At 56.1% G+C, this 21,778-nt stretch carries 21 protein-coding genes; all 21 read right to left on the reverse strand.

Features of this window, described 5'->3' with window-relative positions:
* A complete protein-coding gene (locus tag EM858_RS14590; protein WP_127757025.1) occupies positions 1-336 on the reverse strand; it encodes a hypothetical protein in 336 nt (111 codons plus the stop codon).
* Complete coding sequence (locus EM858_RS14595) at positions 333-2,129, reverse strand: pyocin knob domain-containing protein (protein WP_127757026.1); 1,797 nt, start codon at positions 2,127-2,129, stop codon at positions 333-335. Before EM858_RS14595 ends, EM858_RS14590 begins: the two co-directional genes overlap by 4 nt.
* Positions 2,129-4,495, reverse strand: a complete 2,367-nt coding sequence (locus EM858_RS14600) for a phage tail protein (protein ID WP_127757027.1) — start codon at positions 4,493-4,495, stop codon at positions 2,129-2,131. Before EM858_RS14600 ends, EM858_RS14595 begins: the two co-directional genes overlap by 1 nt.
* Positions 4,496-4,696: 201 nt before the next feature.
* Positions 4,697-4,936 carry a hypothetical protein gene (locus EM858_RS14605; protein WP_127757028.1) on the reverse strand — a complete coding sequence of 80 codons (240 nt, stop codon included), beginning with the start codon at positions 4,934-4,936 and terminating at the stop codon, positions 4,697-4,699.
* Positions 4,937-4,974: 38 nt separating this feature from the next.
* On the reverse strand, positions 4,975-5,868 hold the full coding sequence (locus EM858_RS14610; RefSeq protein WP_127757029.1) for a phage BR0599 family protein: 894 nt from the start codon (positions 5,866-5,868) through the stop codon (positions 4,975-4,977).
* A gap of 16 nt (positions 5,869-5,884) precedes the next feature.
* On the reverse strand, positions 5,885-8,206 hold the full coding sequence (locus tag EM858_RS14615; protein ID WP_127757030.1) for a hypothetical protein: 2,322 nt from the start codon (positions 8,204-8,206) through the stop codon (positions 5,885-5,887).
* A gap of 1 nt (position 8,207) precedes the next feature.
* Positions 8,208-9,509: a hypothetical protein gene (locus EM858_RS14620; RefSeq protein ID WP_127757031.1), complete on the reverse strand. Its 1,302-nt coding sequence runs from the start codon at positions 9,507-9,509 to the stop codon at positions 8,208-8,210.
* Between the two features lie 60 nt (positions 9,510-9,569).
* On the reverse strand, positions 9,570-13,091 hold the full coding sequence (locus tag EM858_RS14625; RefSeq protein ID WP_127757032.1) for a phage tail length tape measure family protein: 3,522 nt from the start codon (positions 13,089-13,091) through the stop codon (positions 9,570-9,572).
* The gene (locus EM858_RS14630) at positions 13,078-13,305 is read right to left on the reverse strand and encodes a hypothetical protein (protein ID WP_127757033.1); all 228 of its coding nucleotides are present in this window, start codon (positions 13,303-13,305) and stop codon (positions 13,078-13,080) included. The genes EM858_RS14625 and EM858_RS14630 overlap by 14 nt, the downstream gene beginning before the upstream one ends.
* 38 nt (positions 13,306-13,343) lie before the next feature.
* On the reverse strand, positions 13,344-13,760 hold the full coding sequence (locus EM858_RS14635; RefSeq protein ID WP_127757034.1) for a hypothetical protein: 417 nt from the start codon (positions 13,758-13,760) through the stop codon (positions 13,344-13,346).
* A gap of 9 nt (positions 13,761-13,769) precedes the next feature.
* Entirely contained in the window at positions 13,770-14,564 is a 795-nt protein-coding gene (locus EM858_RS14640) for a hypothetical protein (RefSeq protein ID WP_127757035.1), read from the reverse strand.
* A 46-nt stretch (positions 14,565-14,610) separates the two neighbouring features.
* Positions 14,611-15,138, reverse strand: coding sequence for a hypothetical protein (locus tag EM858_RS14645; RefSeq protein WP_127757036.1), 528 nt, complete (start codon positions 15,136-15,138; stop codon positions 14,611-14,613).
* Complete coding sequence (locus EM858_RS14650; protein WP_127757037.1) at positions 15,131-15,742, reverse strand: hypothetical protein; 612 nt, start codon at positions 15,740-15,742, stop codon at positions 15,131-15,133. Before EM858_RS14650 ends, EM858_RS14645 begins: the two co-directional genes overlap by 8 nt.
* A complete protein-coding gene (locus EM858_RS14655; protein ID WP_127757038.1) occupies positions 15,727-16,137 on the reverse strand; it encodes a hypothetical protein in 411 nt (136 codons plus the stop codon). The genes EM858_RS14650 and EM858_RS14655 overlap by 16 nt, the downstream gene beginning before the upstream one ends.
* A complete protein-coding gene (locus EM858_RS14660; RefSeq protein WP_127757039.1) occupies positions 16,137-16,397 on the reverse strand; it encodes a hypothetical protein in 261 nt (86 codons plus the stop codon). Before EM858_RS14660 ends, EM858_RS14655 begins: the two co-directional genes overlap by 1 nt.
* Positions 16,397-16,732, reverse strand: a complete 336-nt coding sequence (locus EM858_RS14665) for a hypothetical protein (protein ID WP_127757040.1) — start codon at positions 16,730-16,732, stop codon at positions 16,397-16,399. Before EM858_RS14665 ends, EM858_RS14660 begins: the two co-directional genes overlap by 1 nt.
* Before the next feature lie 82 nt (positions 16,733-16,814).
* Positions 16,815-17,912 carry a major capsid protein gene (locus tag EM858_RS14670; protein ID WP_127757041.1) on the reverse strand — a complete coding sequence of 366 codons (1,098 nt, stop codon included), beginning with the start codon at positions 17,910-17,912 and terminating at the stop codon, positions 16,815-16,817.
* A 12-nt stretch (positions 17,913-17,924) separates the two neighbouring features.
* Positions 17,925-18,356 carry a head decoration protein gene (locus EM858_RS14675; protein WP_127757042.1) on the reverse strand — a complete coding sequence of 144 codons (432 nt, stop codon included), beginning with the start codon at positions 18,354-18,356 and terminating at the stop codon, positions 17,925-17,927.
* A gap of 6 nt (positions 18,357-18,362) precedes the next feature.
* Complete coding sequence (locus EM858_RS14680) at positions 18,363-19,655, reverse strand: S49 family peptidase (RefSeq protein ID WP_127757043.1); 1,293 nt, start codon at positions 19,653-19,655, stop codon at positions 18,363-18,365.
* Complete coding sequence (locus EM858_RS14685) at positions 19,652-21,343, reverse strand: phage portal protein (protein ID WP_127757044.1); 1,692 nt, start codon at positions 21,341-21,343, stop codon at positions 19,652-19,654. Before EM858_RS14685 ends, EM858_RS14680 begins: the two co-directional genes overlap by 4 nt.
* Complete coding sequence (gene gpW, locus EM858_RS14690; RefSeq protein WP_127757045.1) at positions 21,340-21,567, reverse strand: gpW family head-tail joining protein; 228 nt, start codon at positions 21,565-21,567, stop codon at positions 21,340-21,342. Before gpW ends, EM858_RS14685 begins: the two co-directional genes overlap by 4 nt.
* Between the last annotated feature and the right edge of the window lie 211 nt (positions 21,568-21,778).

Raw genomic sequence — 21,778 nt, forward strand, 5'->3', positions numbered from 1 at the left:
TTAAGGTTGCGATGGCGCAAGGATTTGTGCCGCACGTTCTTCTCCGAAAAGCGCTGTGGCGATCTGTATCAAGAGCGGCCAAAGTTCATGGTCGCTGCGGTATGAGTTGGCGGACTCAAAAATTCTTCGAATCCTCACCGGTTGTTCGGCCATCTGCGCAAGAACCTCTTCCGCCTCTGGGTTGGTCATTCGCGTCCACAGATCAACCTGATAAACGACAACAACTGGTTCAGGAATTGGGTCCGGGGTCGGAGGTGGTTCTCCCATCTCTTCATCGGTCAGTGTGACTTCGATAAATTCTCCGGACTCAGCGTCAAAAACGATGCCGTTATTCATCCCCTTATTCCTTCTAAGAAAAGTGTGCCAAACTGGAAGCTCGGACCTCCGGTTATGTAACGAAGAGCGTTCTGCGCTGTAGCCCGAGAATGAGCGTTTGCCATCGTCCTGACGTATCGTGCGCTTGTGGTGCTAAGCCGCGCCATGTGAACGGAAGCCGCATTTCTAGCCTTGTTAAAATTATGAATTGTCCCGTCCGATACGAAAGGCCAACCAGTGTCCCCACCGTGGTCTCCGAATGGCAACCATGTTGAACTTACTTCGCCTACATCTCCAACGGCGGAACCTGGATTAAGGTCAAATCTACCGTCGAGATATGTAGCTCTAAATTCGGTCGCTGAGGCGTTGAACGTTGCGCCATTGTCCTCAGAAAATCTTAGCCCAGTCGAACCAGCCGCATTTAGGACTCCGAACACTGATATTTTTAACGATAGAAAAGCTCCAAGACCTATCACGTCCACAAACGTTTTCCCGGCAAGGTCGAACGCGCCGATGAATTCCCAACCGCCAAGAATCTGCCTACCTTGAGCCGCCGTAAGCCTTTCTACGGCACCCGTACCGGCCGACACTCGACCAAGCAGCGCAGGGCTTCCGATTGTTGCTGGACCCAAGTTTCCGGAGGAATCAGAAAATTGCGCCAGATCGCCTGCAACAGTTGTTCCGGGCACGGAATTTTCTATCCGAGCCCAAGCACTGAACGTAAAAGGGTCTGTTCCTGAACTTCTGGTCCCGACGCGTCTGTAGGTAAACCCAAGGGTGGCAGTGATATAGCTTCTGTATATCTGCGTAATGCCCGTTTGATATCGCGTGTAAACTTCTAGAGTTCCCGCGTGTGTAGCCGGGTTTCCATGTGGTCCATTGGCGTATGAGCCTGTCGTCGTGTATAGGCCGCCGACCGTTATTGTGTCGAAATCGCCATCCGAAAGACCGACGCCAGCAGCAGATGGAACGGGAGGATTTCCACCGAACACTGGTCCAAGGGCGGAAAGTGCCTCCGTGACCATTAACTGGCTGATGGCTTGACCACTTGTACCTGCGAATCCCGCGATTGATCGACTTGTTACAGCGGCTCCAGGACCAGAAACGTCACCGTAGGTGCGGCGATACCACGCGCTCCAAACGTCATTTACTAGCTGGCGCTCAAAAAAAATGTTGTTTGCTGGATTTGAAATACCAAGCGCGGTTAGACGCTGCACACAATAGGTAGACGACTGAGCAATAACCTCCCCGACGAATGAGTACGGCTGCACAGGAGTGTTAACCGTAGTCGATCCACCAAAATAGAAGCCGCTTGCCTTGGCGTCATTCCAGTCAGAAGTGAATGTTGGGAATTCCCTTAGGCGTGCAGGAAGTGCGGTGTCCGCAACCACCCCCGCACTATCAGCCGCAGCCAGACGCGACCAAGAACCCCACGATCCGGAAACCCTAATCCTGTACCAAACATCGGGATTAGCCACGGAAGTTCTTGTGTAAGTCTGAACGCCTGTGCCTGATGTGCTGTACATTTTGGCGTCAAGAACTCCAGCGGCAGCAACTGGAATGCCAGTCGTTGACGCTGATACAGAATAAACGCCCGTTTCAAGAACGGCGTTAGCATCGGTGACCGGAGTCGACAACGCCCTCAATCGCGTCGGTAACTGCGAGTTGAAAATCTCACCGAAGTTTATCTTGACGAAATCAGCAATCTGCTGCGCCGTCACCTTGCGGCTGTTCCCGTCCTGGACACCGTGGAAGAGCGCGGCAGCGAGCAACGCGCTGATTGCCGGCAAGGCTCCTAGTTCTTTGTCAGCCATCAATTATCTCCTGAAAGTAGAATGCGTCCGCTCTGGTCGCCCGACAGGCGGAGATAGCCGCTCTGGTCGCCCGACATCCTGATTGCGTCGCGTGGTGTGATTTGAACTGCCAACGTGTGAGCCTGCAGCGAGCGATAGCCGTCACGCTCGGCAGCTACGCTGATCGTCGAGTCGACGTTGGTCCCAAGGTCGGCCAACGGAATCGTAAATGAGTTGCCTGTGAGCCCTGCGTAGCTCGTGATCAAAACACCTGCTGGCGTTCGCACGTCGATGCGCGTCGTCTGGCCCGCTTCGCCACCAACGTCAGCTTCATTCCATTTGAGAGCCTGCGTGGATTCGAGGATGCGATTTCTGTTCGCCCACGTCACCTGAAGCTGTGACGCCGACGTGGCGTTCACGGCGCCAAAACTTACCCCGTTGATCTTTACGTTCGCTGGACGGTTCGGACGATACGGACGCGGGGAGATTGAGATGTTCAGTTGCGGTGCGTTCTCGAGCGGAAGCGCTCCCGCCGTGGTCCTGGTGAGCAGCCAATATGACGTGCTCTCGAACACCGAACGCACCGTTGGATCAACGACGATTGCGTCGGCAGGGATGATGAAGCAGCGCGTACCCACGGGCCACGCCTTCGGAACAGTGTCGAGCATGCCACGGTTCAACAGATAACCGAGCGCGTCAGCATTCTGCACCGTGCAGATTTCCGTGTATTCGTCGTTGCCTGTGCCGATGAGGATGAAATCGCCCGCGGATGGCACACCGCCACGTAGCCCCGGCAACGTGGTCAACTGGCTTTGTGACTCGGCGACGAGCGGCGTCGTGACCGCAAACGTGCCGAAGAACGGTCGGGTGCCGATCGATGCCCGTTTCGTCGTGCCGTTCACGTCGGTGACATAGGTCACGAGATCGTAATTCACGTCGTCATCACTGTCGGCACCGACAGTGACAGCCGCCAGTGCTTCCGGATATTCAAGTTCCGAGGGATCGTTGAGCTTCAGGGCTGCTGCGGCCATAAAGGCCGGAGCCGTGCCAATCTGGTAAAAAGATGCCGGTGTAGGCGGCTGAGATGGATTGACCCATGAAGTGTCATCTGACTCGAGATAGCTGGCGAGATCCAGACCGAAGATGTCCTCATACAGATCAAGCGTGACAACGTTGGCGTCTTTCTGAACCTCGGAGACGCGGAAGACGATACGCTCAATGTCGTATTCGGGCCACGACAACACGACGACATCACTGCTCACCGAGTCCCAAAACTGGCGCGTGACCTGTGCTTGGCAGGTGGCGATCGGGTTGACAGACGCGGCAAGGTCGCGTTCGGCTACATACTGCGCCGCAGCTTTCGAAGTGAAACCGTAGTAGTTTCTGGACGAGGTGACGATCCCGCCTTCGGCCGCGATGGCCGCAAGATCCTGAACCGCGATCGTCTCTGTTTTACCGGTCTCGGCATTCGTCATCGTGACGACGATTTCGTTTGCCAGTTCACCCCATGCCTTGCGAGCGAAATTCGAGAGATCGGCGTTACTCGGATCGACGACAGGTAGAAGGTCGACATCATAGTCACCACGTAGTGGCTTGATGGTGTGCTTACCCGTCGACGGCTTGACGAAAACAGCAGCCTGCACGTGATTACAGACTTCGCCGATGAACTTTTGAATCTCGCTCTGACGCGTCCAGACGAGGCTCATTCCGAGCTTTTCGCCGTGGAAGAGTTGGGCGGCAGCTTCAAACGAAGCCTTGTCGATCACCCCTTCCGACTCCCCCATCCCCCAGTCCTGGTTCGTCAGGCACTCGTAAATGATGTGCGCAGGATTGGCTGCATATTGAGCGTTTCCGAGAGAATCGTTGTCGACCTGAATTAGTGCTATCGCCGGATTGAGACCCACAGGAGCGCGCCGCACCCGGAACGAAAATGCTCGCAGATATGGATTGTTGGCGGCGAGATAGAAGCCGCGTTTGAAAGCCGACGGCTGGTTGTTAAGCGCGCTCACAAGCCCCTGATAGGCACCTTCCCAAACGTCGGCGACGCCGGTCAAAAAGACGCTGGCGAAACCTCTGAAACCGGGGCAAGTCTCGCTGGTCAAGCCAAGTCGCGCTGCAAGCGATTGCGGCATCACCTGTGTTGCTTTGCCTGGTAGCCACCAGAGAAGGCCCTTGACGCCGCCCTCCTTCTTCACGTCGCCGAACAGGTCGGGACGGTTCACAGCGACCGTGTCTTGATCCACCAGTCCGCCGCGCCAGATTTCTTTTCCATTGTATTTCGCTGCGACGAGGGTGATCCCATCACCGTATGCGCAAATGCCCATATGAAGACCCATCGTGTATTCGTGGATCTCAACTTTACCTTCGCCTTTACCGCTTGAGCCCATGTCAGGATGACCTCGCCCTGATGGCGTCCAGGACGCGGTCTAACTGCGCGTCGAATCCTTTGCCGCGTAGCTCAGATGCGCGCGCACCGTGCTCGAGGAAATAAGCGAAATCTCCGCCTCCCGTGGCGAACGCCTTTCGAACCCCGTGCACGCAAAAGAATGGGCGCATGTCACTGATCGTAACGACTGGGTCCCATTCGCTCACGATGAGACCTTTCTGCTCGTGGTCGCCTTGTCGCCCCACCAAAGGATGTTCGGGGCGACATCCAGTTCCCCGAACACGACCGGGATAGGCCGGCTTTCGGCCGTCGGCTCATCCATGTCGGTCACTTCTTCGGGCTGCGATGTCGCGGCCTTCGGCATCATGAGATAGCCGATCACCATCGACCCGACGCCAATCAGAAGCTGAACCAGCAATGATGCTAGAAAAGGAAGGGGCATGGCTCACTTTTCGTGTATTTCACGTTTAGTGAGTAATTCTAGTAGAATTGGTTCTTGGAGGAAAGGGGATTCTCAAGGGGGATGAACGGTTGACCGCCATAGTTCAAAATGTTGCCATGCTGGTGACAGCCGCTCATCTGGCGATTGCACCCTCGTATGACGGAGAGCGGAGTGCCTACCGCCAAGCCACGGGCAACACCGCGGATCACAATGACACTTGTTCCGCTGTCGTTCAGCACACCAGCAATGGTACGAAGTTCCCGAACGCCGGTATCAGAATTGATCCATTCGAGCAGCCCTCCGACGTATAAACCGAACTGCGCCCCCAACCATGCATCGACCATAATTCTGTTTCGAGACACACTCGCGACCGCCCTGGTAACCGTTGCTGCGGCTCGGTTAGCCTTACATTGAGGGCCGTATAGAACATGGGGGCAACCGATCTGATAGTTCCGCCGCAGCCCCGGTCGCTTAAGTGAAGTCGACACCGGTTGGCAGGAAAGCTCCATCTCGTTTTTCTTATAGGTGCTGCCGAGAATCCGACCGAGCCACAGCGCCGGGAAATTCTCCTCCGTCACCGGATCGCCGACATGCCCCTCAAAGATAGTCAAGTTCACCACTTGTGACGGCGGATAGGCCAAGAAAAGCTGATCGATTTCACTGCCTAGTGACATGGTTACCGTGACATCGGATTTGTCCAGTGTGCCATCGTGCGAAAGCGTGCTGTTTTTGATCGGCCAAGGGTGAAACGGAAGGATGATATCCTGACCCAGTTCATCGGTGCCGATTTTTCGATTGATAATCTCTTCACCGTTGTTGAAACCGAATGGGCCGATCTGCTCCGCCCCATCTGAATTCTCTGCACCTTGAATGAGATACAGGGAGACTGGTGTGCCGCTATAACGGCTGATTTCATGTTGGTCGAATGACATTGGCTAAAGTCCTCGTTCACCGCTTGAAAGCTTGCGCGACGATAATTTTGTTGCTGACGAGGACACCCGCAACATCGGGTGCTTCGAAACGAAAACTAGTTTGGGCACGATTGGCTGGTGGTGTGTAGAGATAGGTCCGAGAAGCCGGTACGGTCGTGCCGCTCGCATTCTGAATTCGGAAAGTCTCAACTCTGTTGCCGTCGCTATCGATCCAGAATTCATAGATGGTGTAATTCGTCGAATTGGTGGGTGTTTGAACCACGCAAGACGTGTCGATCTTGATTGTAGGGGACCCAAGTCCATGGTTGATCGTAAGCGAATTCCCACCAGTCGCCACTGCCGTTACGGCGCCCGCTTGAATATTTGACGTTCCAACGGTCAGTCTGGAGATATTCGCGTCGCCGATATCCACATACCCCAAAACGGCAGATATTGCCGAAAGCGAACCTACGTTCATCTTGTTCGCGGTCACAGCACCTGCAGCGAGTTTATCTGTCGAGATGATACCAGCGGCGATGTGCTGTGCCTGAATTTCATTGGCTGCAATATGCTGCGCCCGGATAGCGTTAGCGGCGACTTGGTCAACCCCGATTGTCCCGGTCTTGATCCCCTGCCCGTCAATGATTGTGCGACCGTAGTCTGTCGTGAGATTGAGGCCGCCGTTATATGTAGCAAGGACGATATTGTTCGAGGAAAATGCGGTGGACGCGAGCGTTGTCGACGACAGCGAAGTCGCGCCTTTGGCCCAGTAAATATAAATGACAGAGTCGGTCCATAGTGCGCCGATCGGGTTTTCCGAGATCGTAACGGTTACAGTCACCCCTTCGTCGTTGATGTAGGTGATGGTGCCGCCTGTCCAACTGACGCGGTTTGCTGTCGGCGTGTTGCCGGAAAAAGCGATTCCAGCGCTGGAAACGCCCCGCGCACCGATCTCCAGTGAATTGGCTTTCACCGAGTTGGTGGACAGGTTGCCGCCATCAATCTTCGTGCTGTCCCCGCCTGACCGCCAGTCTGCGAGGGACGTTCCACCAGAAATCAAAATCTTGCCGGGGTCGATCTGTGTCACGGCCTGATTGATACGGGCGGCAGGATCGTTGGAGTTGGAGGCAACAGTGCCAAGGGCCTGACCGCTCACGGTTATGGATGCAGCGAGGGCTGTGCCAGCGATAAGCTTCGCGGCACTTAATTCGACAATGTGGGCGTTTTCAATGATGGCTGCGGCAATCTGCGCTGAGCCTGTGATAACCGCCTGATCGACCACAAGCTGGTTAGCGCCGATAGTCTGAGCGAGAATGGTGCTGCCATCGATGTAAGCCCTACCCTCAACGAGCTGATAGTCATTGAAACCTCGGTAGACCCCGATCAGGATGGAGTCTTGCGAGTAGAGGGTCACCAGTGAAGTGGTTGTGGAGAACCTATCGTTACCGAGAACGTAGTAGATGTAGACCGTCTGCCCGCTGAAATCCGCACTTCCAGCCGGGATGGCCTGGGTCGCTGGAACACTGCCATCTGTGCCATAGGTGATTTGACCAGCCGTCCATGTGAGGCGGTTGGAGGCCGGCTGATTTCCGGGCTTGAACATGATCCCGACAAGCGTGGCCTTGATTTCGCTTCGGATCTTCGAAGTTGTCGCCGATGCGCGCGCTGACCAAGGGGAGACGTTTCCGGAGGTGTCGACAGCTCTAACCCAGTACCATCGCGTCACTTCTGGATCTTGGCCTGCAACAACGAATGTGCTCGTCTGCGACGTATATGACGGGGTCGAGTTCTCGAGAGGTGCCGGGAACTCATCGAGCGCTTCGAAGATATCGTAGCGAGCAAGATCGGCTTCTTCATTCGGAGACCACTTCAACCATGTAGAATTGATCCCACCGAGAGCGGTCAAGTTGACGGGCATTGCAGGAGGGATTTCATCGAGCACAGTGGTGTGCGTATCCTCGGCGCTCGGTTCCGATTTGTTGCCAGACTTGTCGACCGCATAAACACGGCCGGTGTAAGTCGTATTCGGTATCATCGGAACCTGATAGAGCGTGGAGCTGGTCTGGTAGGAAATCCAGCTACCCGAGCCCTCTTTCAGATGCAGCTCGTAATACGCAAAATCGTCCTCGAGCGACGGCGCCCACGTTGCAATCAACAAGTTGGACGGGACTAGGGTCGAAGACAGATGGAAGTCTTTCGGCCGATCCGGAGGAATGGTGTCAACCAGGTGATCGAGGTCTTCCGGCGTAACGGAGCCGAGCGTGCCGTCGATCGCGCCCTGCAAAAGCAGGTTCAACTTCGCTCGAACACTGGCGCCGGATTCTCCGTTCTTGATAGGCTCGACTGGACCGATAGGCATCTCAGTCCTCCCACACGGCAGAATCGACCCATTGACCGCGATCACGCCAATAGCCGGTGGCTAGAATCCAGTTGCTACCGTATGAGCTTTCGGCGGCGAGATTTTCGAGCGTCACAAACGAAAGGCTGATGTTGGCGACGGTGTTTGTGACCCATTCGATCGTCAGGCTATCCTGCGCGAAACGGGAGACGAACATCCACGAGATTTGCTCGATCTCAGTCGCGCTGACACCAACATCCTCGTGAAACTCGATGAAAGTGTTTCCGCCGCTTGCTGCCATGATATTTATTTCGCGCGGTAGCAGTGTGCCGGATTTTGTGCGAATGAGGACTGCGCTGTGCGCCCGATCTTCATTGTATGTCTCGTAGAAGTCCGTGCCGGCAACCTGCACAATTTTGTCGGCAACGTTCATGACCGGTGGGAAATCGCTACCCCAGGTCGGCACGTAAATCTCACCAGCCCTACCCTTGCAGCGCATGAAAATATCGAGGACCGCCATGGCCTCGGCATGGTTTACGGCCATGTAGGTTGCGGTGAGCGTCCGAGACACAATAGGAACCGGCGTGAAAGTCTTCACAACACCGCGGCTATAGTCGACGGTCTCGAACTTCAAATTGAACTGGACCTGCGGGCGATTGAGGAAGTTGGGCTTCCGCAACAGCACGTAGCGTCCGAAAAGAACCGCAGCCGGGCCAAACGACTGGACACTGTCACCTTCGGCGCTTTCGTCAAACGGCAAGGCATCCGGCGTCCGCACGACGAAACCTGGCTCCACGTCGAACTGGAGTGGAGCCGTGGCAACTTGGTTCGTGTATAAAGAAAGCGTATTCGAGTTGGCAATTTGAGCAGGTAGCATCGGCAGTATGCATGCGCCAGCGCCAACCGATTTCGTCAGCGGATTGACCAGGATCACCGTGTTGTTGTCGACGAAATCAACATTTATTTTTGAGGTCGTTCGCCCGGTCATCAGGACGTACGTCCCTCCGTTCGTCATCCATGAAGGCGTGCTATCGATCGTCAGGACTGTCGCACCACTCGAAGCCGTCGTCGCTACGAGAGCAGGCACTGCCGAGAAGTCTGCGATCTCAACCTTGCCGTCCTTTGCCCGGTTCACAGCATCCGCAAAACCGCGCATACGCTCGCCGTCAAGAAGGACGTTGACCTCTAGCGCGCGTCGCGGATTGATACGAGTAGCCCGACGCTGCTCACTCCCGTTGCGGGTCGTGAACACGTCCGTTTTGAACTCGTAGGTATCCCTGATTCCGTTTCGCCAGTTAGGCACGAATGGGAGGAAGACTGCCATGGGTCGATACGATCCTCGTTTTGCGAGAATTTCTCACAATAAGAGTAATTTTGCAACGCGCTAACGACCGAGTGCACCGTTCAGCTTGTTCTGATTTCGCGTAATAAAGTTGGTCATGACGCGCTCACCCGCCACCGACGACAAGGCTGCCTCCATTACCTCCACGGGATCAAAGGCGTTGACGACCTTCAGGTTAACCGCCTTGCCCCCGCCACCGTTCGCAGAATGACGCGGATCGTTCTCCGTCAGAACCTCCTCGCCCTCAAGGGCAACGATGGGAACCTCACCCTGTCGCAACCCGTCAGAGACAATGCCTCCGCCGTGATAGCGCTGTGCGCCGGCAAAAACCATTGGATTGACGCGACGAGACTGCGTGGTATTGCCAACAATGCCGCCCGAGTGTTTCGCACCGAAGACCTTGGAAATTGCGCCTGCGATTGTCCCGCCGATGCCGCCGTTGGCGTCTTTGCCTCCAGTCAGCGCGTTGAACAAAGCCTGCTTCACGATCGCTTTGCCGATGTCGATAAGGAATTCGGCAATACCTTGCTGCAACGCTCTGAAGAAAGCGTCTGCTGCGTTCTCACCTTTCGCGATAGCCTCTGCGAACGAACTCCACGCCGTACTGCCGATGTCAGCAAGTTCCCGGTTGATGTCTTCTGCGGTCGGCAGAAACTGCGAACGCATCCTCTGAGTAGATTGTCCAATGGCTATTTCGATGTTTTGCAGGTTGGCTATCGCATTGACGGAACCTTCTCCCCCCATAGCCTGCCAAAACGCGATGGCAGACGCGATAGCCTCGTTCAGCTTACCGTTGACGGCATCCAGTTCATTATAGGTTGTAGCGTACAGCGATTGGTCGCCGCTCTGCTGCGCCAAGTCCATTCGTTCCATCAACGCAGAACGTTTTTCAAGAAGTTCGTTGACTTTCTGATTGACATTGTTTCGGTCAAACTCAAGTGCCGCGAGGCGTTCGGTTTCGGCTCGCTGCTCTTTGGTGAGGTCTTTGCCGGCTTCTCTGGCCTTGAGTTCTTCATCGCGCAACGCTTTTGCGACTGCAGCTTCCTTGGCGGATTTAGACAGGAGGTTCAGTTCGAACTGTTGCTGCTCAACGCGCTTCCTATAGTCGACGAGGTATTCTCGACCCATTTCGGTCAAACGCGCCTGTGCCTCCACCTCCACGGGTGAGGTTCCTGCCTTTTGGTTCGCCCAACTCGCAACTTCACCCGCAGTTTTACCTTCGAGGATGTTGCGGTTCGACTTAATCGCATCACTCGACAGTAGCTTGCTGACAGGGGTATCGGCTTGGGCAGTAAGGACGGCTACGGCACCGGTCGGCCCAAGAAAATGTGCAAGATAAACCGAAGCCTCGTTAACAGCGACACCGGCTTTCTGCAAGATTGCGGCATTCTCACGGGCATAAAGCTCGATCATGCTGCGCGAAACGTCAGCATTCTCTCGCAATGCCAGGATGGTGCTGTCAGTCATGTTCTTCGCACGATCCGGAAAATACTGCTTGAACATTCGGAGCCACGTCGACTCGATGAACTGGCCAAGCCCGGTGGCTGTGGAATTCGGATTCTTTGCATTCGGATTCCCGCCGCTCTCGATACCGGCGATACGATCGGCCACGGAGTTGTAACCGGCACCGCTCGTGCCGAAACGTTGCGCATCATACGCAGCGCCTGCGGAAGAGCGAACTTTTTTCAGTTCGGCGTCGATCTCCTCCTGACGAAGCCTTACCCCTTCCGCGAGAAGCTTGTTTTTCGCCTCGAGGGCTTTCTGTTCAATATATTGTTGCCGTTCCGTGAGTTGCGCCAGTCGCGTTTCCTGGCTCATCTGCTCCTGTAATTGGTAGACCGCTTCTCTGGCAGCTACTTTCTTTTGCTCAGTTGCGGCAACGGTCTTTTTCGTAGCCTCATAGGCCTTCTCCGAATACAATGACTCGTCTTTTACATGTTCGACGAGTTCTCGACGCTGGCTCACCAAGGTTGCCAGTTCAGATTTCATCTTTGAAAGATTGTCCTCACCGAGCACGCCAGCGGCACCGGAGTTGAAACCGGTTGACCGAAGGGATTCCTCAATTTGGATGCTGGTGCGAAGATCGCGGATGCGGTCCTCTAGATCAGTAGTAAAAACATCCTTAAGCGCTTTTGCACCTGCTCGGGCATCGCGCGTCATGTTGCGTATATCGCGCCCGAAATACTGAATCTCCCGCGAAACGAACTGGATCACACCTGTGTCTTGGAGCGCCTGAACGAAGTCGTTCCATGCGCCCTTCGCTTCGACGAGTGTTTTCCCCCATTCGCTGGTTTCCACTTTGCTCGCAGCCGCACGTGCCTTAAGAGCGTCCAGTGCAAAGGCCATGGCGCCGGCTTCATCACCGGAAGCTTTCATCGCGCGCACCTGATCGTACTGCGCAAGGGTTAGAAAATTCAGTTCCTTGTTGAGTTCAAGGACCGACTCGACGTTGCCGCCAAAGGCCTGCGACAGCCTCTGACCGGCGTCGACCACGCCTTCACCGGTAGCGTCGCTTATACTCTTCGCAATTTTCGCGAACTGCGCAAACTGGCCGGTCGGCAAGCCGTCGGCCGCAAATCCTGCAGCCAACGACCGTGCGTCATCGATGGAAATACCGAGATTCTTGATTTCGTCGCTGACGCCAGCAAGCCCCTGCGCCGTATTGCGATAACCGTCAGCGGATAAAGCCAGCCTTCTCTGGAAATACTCAACAGAGTCGCCAGCCTCTTTCAGCCGCATTGCGACCGCTATGAACGGCGCCAGCACGCCTCCCAACAGAACAAGCTGCGGAATCGACCGCGCAACGCTCACCATGACGTTCGGCCAGATCTGCGCGAATTGCCCGGCCTGTTGTGCGAGCACCTGCAACGGTGCCTGCCCCATAGCGAGGCCCGAAACAACATCGTTTACCTGATAGCCGAGGTTGGTGAGCTGCCATGGTCGCAAGCCGTAGACGAGGATGTCTTCCGGGTCCTCGCCATTGGAAGAACCCTTTTTCTTACCGCGTCCACCGGCACCGCTAACCGAATCCATCCGATCGCCAAGCGCACCTTGCGCTGTTGTGGCCTTTTTGGAAGCTGTCGTGAGCTTGTTAAGTTCGGCTGTGGTGTTGCCGAGTGCAACGCTCTCATTCGTCGAGGCAACCGCGCCGCGCTGCATCTCGGTCGCGAGGCGACTAAAACTGGAAAAACCGACGCGCGCTTCGCCGTTGATTTGCTGAAGGGCGGCTCGCTTCTGCTGCAAGGCTCCCATGGCCTCACGAGAGCGATCCCGCACCAACTTGATCGTTTCGCCAAGTTCGCGCATTTCTGAGGCGGAAAGCGAGCCGGTGCGAGCAGCATTGGCCTGCACTGCACGATAACGATCAACCTCCGCGCTCAGTCGTTTGTAGTTGGCGACAGCCGACTCGATCTCGCCTTTAGCAACACCGACGACGGCACGACGGTTGGACGATTGAGCAGCAGCAGAAATGCGCTTCTGCTGCTGCTCAAGGTTCTTCAGGACTTTAGAATACTCGTCGCGAGCCTTAACGGCAAATTCTACGACTCTTTCACGGCTCGCCATTGTTCAGCACCTTCAATTGCTTCCGGAAGTCCTCTTGGGCTTTCTTGGTCGAAGCTTTCTTCACGCTTTGGTTTGGAATTGTGGAGATCGCCATTTGCAGAAGGGCCGCTTCACTCGCCATCTGAGCGTTGATCCTGTCGACCACGAAGCGAGCCTCTACAAAAACCTTACAGACAGGATAGAACCAGGCTGATGGGTGTCCGTGGTCGAGCAACAAGCTCACCTGGCGGTGGACACCCTCTACCCAGTCTGTCAGGCTTTCAGGGATGTCAGGCTTGCCGCGCCCGCCATCGCCCGAACGACGATCTCCATGAGTTTTTCCAAGCCACCCTCCGCCACCAGTGTGAGGTTGATGATCTTCTCGAGCGCATCAACCTGTACGCTGAGCGGAAGACGCGAAGCCTTGTCGGCAGCTTTCGGGTTACCTGAACCGCATGCGATCACCATCGCTGCAAGAGGGGCAAAATCATCGGCCATGCCCAAAGCGATTTCCTCAACGCTGCCCGTCAACTCTCCACCAATGGCCTTGGTGTAAAGCTCGGCACAGACGCTGCGATGCTCGCGGATGATGCGGGTGATGTGCGCGAGGGCGAGACCTTGGACTTCGAAAGATTGCTCTCCGACTTTCACGGTCTCGCTCGGCAGTACCAGTGTCTCCAACTGATCCATGTCGATCCCTTACGCTACGGGCCGGCTGTCGCGATAAGCAAGCGCCAGATTACCCTTCTTCATGACGCTGATCGACAGCGGCAACTGCTGCCACTCACTCGACTCAGGGTCCATGATGAGAGCAAGGTCACCGTTCGGAGACAGGCGAACGCGAGGGAACGTGATGTCGAACTGCGGCCCGATCGGATTATTCGAGATGAACTTGAGCGCACCTTCGACCTGCGTTTCACCGGCTGCGATCTGCTCACGTGTCGAGGCTGAAACGCCATAGGCGACTTTCACATCGCCACCGATCGCATTGCTGCCGGCAGGGATGTAGACCGTGCCAAGGTCGGCGTCGAGAATGTAATCCTCATCGAGAACGAAAGTGGCCGGAGACGTCGTGGCTCCATCGGTGACGACAACCGTTGACACCTTCCTGGCGCCGGAGGGATTGGTGTCGCTAAAACCGAGTTGATAAAGGTCGCCAGCTTTGACTTCCTCGAAGGTTTCTACGAGGCTCGAGCTGGCGGTGACTGTGATCGTCTTCACCTCGTTCATGAAGAAGAAAGCAACGTTTTCGCTCTTCATGTCGTCGGTGGTAACAGAACCCGTCAGAGTCGCTTCGATCGCCACCTCTTCATCAAGGGTTCGAAAACCAACACGAGAAGAATAATGCGGCAACGTTTCGGCTTCACGAGCGAGTGTGAACTCAGGCGTGTTTCCCAGTTCGCGAAATGGACCCGGAATCTGCGTTCCGGACTTGTATTTGGCGAACAAAGCGGTTCCGCGCGGAACAGTGAGATTGCGGGATTGCAGGTCCATAGAATTTCTCTCCTTGTGAGAATTGCGAGTATAACGTGATTTTCTGCTATGCGAAAGGCGTCTCAAGGTTTTCGGCGAGACCGAGGGTGACGGGTATAAGGAAGAAGGCAACGCTCGAAACTTCATCGTCTGGCGGGCGGTGGACGGGCTGGCCGACCGAAAGCGTCAGCACGCACGGAGCTACTTTACCGAGACCGAGAATATCGAAACGGTTGGACTTTGCTTCCACCAGTGCTTTGACAACTTCCGCTGACAGCCGGTAGGCCGGATCGAGCGGGTGATCGCGATCGTCCTCGACGAAACCTTGTACGAGGACGCGAAACTGGTTCACGGCCATAGGTGAAGTGGACGTGCCGTTCGTCGCCTCGGGCGGACGGGGATCTTCGAGCAGAACGACCATCGGGCGCGGGTCGTTGTCGCCAAACACTGTCCGCCCACGGAAGACGCGTTCCGCAAGTCGACCGGCCGCGTCCTGGAAATCCGACAGGTCAAATTCGTAATCATTCGTTGGATTGACGCGTTTGATTTGAGCACTCAGTGCCTTCATGACACGCAGGCGAAAAGGATCAGCCATTCAACAACTCCAACTGTCTGAAAAACTCTTTCTCGAGGAAGTCGAGTGACTCCGGTGTCATTTCTTCATAAATACCACCGCCGTCCGAGGCCGACCGCAGCGCCTGGTCGACCGAAGGGCCGTAAAGCAGCCACAGGTTTTTCCCCAACGATCGAGGCTTGTATGCACCTTTGGGCATCGATCCGTCCGTTCGGACAGCGAGACCGATATTATTGTTCTTGAGGCGCATAAGGAATGCGCGGCGAATGGATCGGGTCTGACCCGGTTTCACCGTGACATTGAGCTTTCCGCCTTTGTGACGCTGCCCGCCTGCCAATGGTTTCTGTTTGGTGAAGCGAGCCAGTGAAGTGGCCGCACCCCTGCCCTCGATTACCGTTTCAAGCGCGCTGCGTTTCGCCTTCGTCTTCAGCCAAAGTCGTTTGCTGGAAGGAGAAACGTAGGACGCGGGGAATGCAACCTGATCACGAGCAGCACGCGCAAACTTGGTACGATCACGGGTCGCCGTCGTATTCAACGCCCGCACAAGCGCCAACTCGGTCGAGTTCGTCATTTCGTCGACGAACGCAAGCTGGTCAAATTCGATAGCGATTACTGCTGCGACCATGGTGGGATTCCCTTCCATTCGTCGCCGGATGTGTCCACCTGAGAAAGAAGTGCAGCCAGTTGCGTTTTGCTCACGGTGCTGACTTCGACCCAAACGAACCCTTCTCGTTCAGGCCGGCTCGGACCCGTCACGTAAGCTTCACTATCGCTGAAGATGACGTATGCGTTCGTCATCACAGGATCCACTTCCGAGATGTCGAAAATAACGCGATCGACGATGTCAGTAAGCTGGCCTGCTCCATCTTCCCCCTGCGCTTCGATCACAGCAGGTCGTTGGTGTAAACGAACGTTGACAGGAACAGGAGTTCCCGCGGCGTGTGTGAGATACACCGCGGGAATCGAGAATGTCTGGTGGACGGGAAGCAAGTTTTCACGCTTCCTTTCTCGCCAGTTCATCAGAGCCACCCGTAGTAGGAGCCGGTCGTACCGGCTGCCTTCACCTTCAAGGCTCGGACGGGTAAAATCTGCCCCTGCTTCATCGCATAAGGCAGATCAACGCCAGACTCGTCAGTGATCACGATCGTTCCGTCCGCCTGGCAATAAATCGCTTTCGGCTGAACCGAGAGCGCTGCCGTGTCGGACGGAACGATCAGGAAATGTTGCCGAGCTGGCGTGATGGAAGCAGCATCGCTCAAACGCAGCGGGTTCTTCGCCATTAGACGAGCGCTCCGCCTTCACCTTCGCCGCCTTCACCGCCCTCGCCGGCACCGGTAGCGTCAGCCTTTCCGTTGGCGGGGTTTTTGGGCGTCGAGCCTTTGCCTTTACCCTTCCCCGAAGACTTGCCACCGGCATCGTCGTCTGCGTGTTCTTCGGCGACTGGCTCATCCGGATGAGCGAGCTTGTAAAGCTTCATCTCGTCATCGGTGGGCTCACGAATCGCGCCGAGACGGATCATGTCCTTATAGTCGGCGTTGGTGAATTCTTCGACCGATCCGACCGGAAGATCATCACCCTTACGACGAATGCTGTGAAGCGTATAACCGTATTCCATTTTCTCAATCTCCTGTTGATGGGAAAAAGCATCCCCACAGAGGGGATGCTGCAAGCTCTAAGGAACGAAGACCGAAAGCCGGTTACGGCGCGGTGACGTTCGCCAGCAGCGTTGCGTTCGGATTGATCGGAACGAACAGCGGAGCCGACTTGTGGGTGATGTATTCGACTTCGAGATCGCCAGGCATTTCCCAGTTCTTCGGGAAGATCGGAAGAGCTTCGTAGCCGGCCTTCTTGTCGATGATCCGCCCGAACGCGCGCGTGCCGCTGATCGCTTCCGCAGTGCTGGTGAAGAGCATCTGATGATTGCCGATGTAACGCTCAGCAGCACCAGTAGCCGGATTGATGAAAGTCGAATTATCGACCCACAGCTCAATCGACTGACCGGAACCGCCGCCGATGGTCATTTCGCCCACTTTGAAAACGGGCTCGCCGGTAACCAGGCCGCGTTCGTAGACGATGTTGCCGCCCTTGATGTTGATGTCCATGTGCGCCTTGAACTCTTCATCCTTGCGCATGATGGCCCAAACGCCGCCGCCCATCGTCACGCGGACAGGAACGCCGCCGAAGTCCGCTGTCGCCATCCGGTCGATGACCAACTGGATGAAATCGACAATGGAAACGCCCGCATCACCGAAACGATCGCCCGCGCCGAGCGTGATGGTGTGGGTTGCGGCACGTTTGAAGTCGACAAGCGTCGTCGGATAGTTTTCACCGGTAATCGTGACCTTGCCGTCGCGAAGCGCGGTTGCTGCCATCCAGTTCCAGCGGCGATTGATCGCCCGGACGTGGCTCTCGGCGATAGCCGCGCGAATGAGCGTCAGACGCTGCATCGGAGTAAGCTGCACCGGCATCTGCGACATGTTCGAGTCGATGCCAACACGGCGACGAAGCGGCATCAGCGGATCGACCTGGTCTTCCAGCTTGATATACGCAGGCTTGAAACGGAAACCGGTCCCGGTGTCTTCATAGACGGATTCACCGCGCGCCAACGGCATGACGAACGGAGCGAGCTTGCGACCCTGCACCGGCATTTTTTCGAAATCGATCCACTCGTTATTCGAGCGCAGTTCGTATGGGAACCACTGCGTCCAGTAGAGTGGATCGGGTTTCATGTCGCGGAACACGCCGAGGAAGCGGCTGGTGTCCCACAGTTCGAGATGTTGGGTCTGAGCGACCATGGAAGCCTCCTGTTACGCGCGCTTCGCGACGATGATGTTGGTGGGAGTGGGAGCGCCTCGGAACGCCGCCTGCTTATGTGCGTCCGTGGAGAAAGATGCGCCCCAAACAAGTGCATCCTGGTTGAAGCAACCAGAGTAGAACACCTGTCCGTTGACGGCAGCCGAGCCTGCACCGCCGCGAGAAACCGCGTGCGCGAGCACGCCGATGGCTTTCACGTCGTTGGCGGGGTCGGCACTGCCGCGAACAGCCGGGACGAGTTCGCCGTTGACATTGAGTCCGAGAACGGTGAACTGCGCGTAGTTCGCATTCAACGGAATTGGGAAGGAATAGGCAGGTGCCAGTTCCGGGTGAGAGCCTGCCAGCAGATGGTTCTGCAGGTAGGTGTCGAGTTCCTCGAACGCTGCGCGGCCGGGATCTGCATATGGAGGCGTAATGTTCACCATCGCGGGTTACTCCTTGTTGTCAGAGAAGCCAGCGAGGCCGTAGCTGCGGATCAGCGCGCGGTCCTTGTCTGCTTCGGTTGCCTTGTTGTCGTCATCACCGCCACCTGCAGCGATGTTCGGCTGGTTGGTGCCATCCATGGCAGCCGCGAACATGCCAGCAGGTGCACCGGCACCGGGCTGCGCCACGGTTGAACCAGCTTCCGACTTCTCTTCCGGCAGCGATGCCAGAAACGCCGTTGCTTCGTCCGCCGCCATCGATGTCTTCAGCGCGGCGTTCAGGGCTGCATTTGGACGGGCTTTGCCGGCGTCGGAGCCAAGGATGGTATTGATGCGGGCAAGCGCATTGGTAGCGCCTGTCTTTTCACCTTCCGCGACGCCTTCGGCGCGTGCGGCAGCGATCGCAGCTTCGTGTTCGGCCTGAGAATTTTCGGCCATTGGTGCTTCTCCTTCTTCTGAGAAAGTGGCCTCAAGGGCCGTTACAGCGTCGTCGAGAGTTCCGATGGCATCGGCCAATCCAATCTTGACGGCTTGACGAGCCATGAAAGTCTGAGCGTCGGTGTCATCGACAGCCTCTTCATCCATGCCTCGACCCCTCGCCACCATGGCGACGAATTGTTTGTGGAGTTCATCCACTTCCGCTTTCCACTTCTTGCGAGCCTCTTCGGAGAGAGGCTCAAGCGAGTTGCCCTGCGCTTTGCCGGGCTTCGAGCGGATGATGTTGACCTTGATGCCAGCGCTTTTCAGGTATTCTGAATATTCGAAGTGGGTGATGATAACCCCGACCGAACCAACACCCCCGGTGCGAGCAACCGTGATGTGGCTGGTGGCAGCGGCAATGTTGTAGGCAGCAGAATATGCGTGCTCGGCCGCAACGGCGCGGATCGGCTTGATCTCGCGAGTCTCGTAGATGTAGTCGACGAGGTCCCAATTGCCGGAAACCATGCCGCCACCGGAATCGATGACGAGCACGATACCTTTGACATCGCTGTCATCACGGCCGCGTTTGATCGCCTGGTGGATGTACTCGTAGCCTGTGATCCAACTGCCGATCGTCCACGGGAAATTGTTGACGAGCACACCCTGAACCGGGATGTATAGAATGCCGTTTTTGACGTTGTAAGGTCGATAGCGTGCTCGCCAGTCGTCTTCGCTGAACCAAAAATCGTTGTCGTTTGCCGCAGACTTATCGATTTCGGCAAGGTGGTCGGCGGCCATGTGAGCACAAGCTTCCAGCCACGAACCACGTGTCTCGGCTACCAGTGCTGTGCTATCCTGAAAGCGTGCGAGGATTGCGTTCACGCCGCCTCTCCTTCTCTTGGGGTGGCGGACAATGAATTTTCCATGTCCTTGGTGTCTGTGCTGTCGTAAATCGACGGGTTGCCGTAGAAGGCGTCGAGTTCGCGTTCGCGTTGGATCTGGCGCGCGATACGGCGATAGTCGCCGCCGCTCATTTTCGCTATCTCGGCTTCCTTCGTGGAAAAACCGCTCTTGACCCTGAGAACCGCAGCCTGCGTTTCCTTCAGCGGGTCAATCTGTCCTTGGCCGGCACCAATCCACTCGCACGCGCTGTAAGCTTCCGCGTTCAAGCGCTCATAGAAGAGCGGTACGTTCTTGCGCTTCAAGCACTCGAGATCGTTGTTGTTGATGGCCTCTTCGAGCCAGAGGCGGTAGACGAAATTGGCAACGCCGTCGGCAGCAATCGCCTTCTTCGCGTTCATCGTCTTCTGCGTTTCACCGATCGACGCGCGTGCAGACGAATAGTTGGTTTGCGTGAAGTCGCGTGAAAACTGCTCGTAGGACAGCCCGAGAGCTGCCGCGATATATCTTAGTAGGCTCTGCTCGTATTTGTCGCCGAGCGGGCCGACAGCACCCGTGTTCTGCAACTTCAGCTTTGTGCCGGGCGCAAACACGGGGATTTTGGCGCCATCCATGTGCAGATTTGTAGCCGAAGCATTGTACGCGTCGATCGCTGCCAGATACGCCGTCATCCACTCGACGGTTGCGTTATCTTTCGGGTCTTGCCCGCCGAGAGCCGCGAGAACATCGTCCGGAATTTCCGACTCGATGGACGCAGCGTAGCTTGCTGCCACCACGGCGCGCTCAAGCTCGGTACGGCGAAAGTGCTTCGTCATCCGCATTTCGGATAGAGCGGACACGAGTTTCGATATACCTCGCGACTGGTCGGGACGGTCCTGCTCATAAATATGCAGGATCATTTGCCGACCCCAACGATTCTGAGCAGGCACCCTCGTCCACTGCATTTGCGACAGGTCGCTGAAATCGTGATACGGCCCGTCGTTCGGATGCGAATTCCTGATATGATAAGCGACAGGTGCGCCGCGACGATCTCGCTCAACGCCGCTGCGGATGCGAGACCAATCCTGCATCATTTTATCCATCGGCGTCGAAAGCCGATCGGTATCGATCATTTGAACCGCAGTTCGATATGGGCGACCATCGGCCGGCATCCATTCGGCGCTGGCAAGAATCTCTGCGCCGCCGAAGAAGCTGCATACGCCAAGGCGCACCATTGCTGTCAGGGTGTTAATTCGTGCGGCGTCGGGCCATTTGCGCGAGCTTTCCGCCCACAGCATGAACTTGGTTTCAACCTCTTCCTGGTACTCGGTTTCCCATTTCGCGTCTTCCTTGCCCCACAGGACCTTTGTCTCAGGCCGAGCATTCAACTGGTAACGAGAGCCAACGACCGAGTCGCGATACGTGTCAGAGCCGCCTGAGACGAACGCATCGTTTCGAATCGTATCGCGCGCACGCGCGTCAAGGTTTTGCTTCTCAGGAAGGATTTCCGCGTCCGCCGAGCGGATGGCCGGTTGCCAACGCGCAAGACGATCAACTTTCGATGCGCCGTCATAGGCTACACCGCCCGATACTGCCGCCGTAGCACCGGGCGGTTGCACCGCATCGGTCGTCGCTGTGGAGACATCAGCAACGGTTCCGATCAGGTCTGAAAGATCAACAGCAGCGTTCATCCCCACGTCGGCCTCATGACACGATGCGGGGTTGTGGGCTGTCCAGCGATTTGAGCTTTGAGTTCTGCAATGTACTGGCGCAGGCGGGACATATTCGCCATCGAGTAGCGAACGGACTCACCGTTGCTGTCTCGGACTTCTACGACGCTTTTTCCGGTCAACAGATCGCGATAGGCTTTCTCAGCCTCTCGTAACCAAATCTGTAGTTCGGCGATGCTCGCCATCTGTCACCCCGCAATGCGCTCTTGCAGGGTGAGTAATACCGCCGTTCGTTCTTAATTACAATATAAAGTTGGAATTTTATAAACCATTCCATCGATCGCCCTTCTATGGGCGACGTAATAACCGCAATGGGAGAAAGTGCTTAAAGACAGCAATTTCAGCCACATTAACGAGCAAGTTCATTTCATACCTCCTTTCGGTGCGAGCGTTGCC

This window comes from Agrobacterium sp. CNPSo 2736, from assembly GCF_004005385.1.
Taxonomy (GTDB): Bacteria; Pseudomonadota; Alphaproteobacteria; order Rhizobiales; family Rhizobiaceae; genus Agrobacterium; species Agrobacterium leguminum.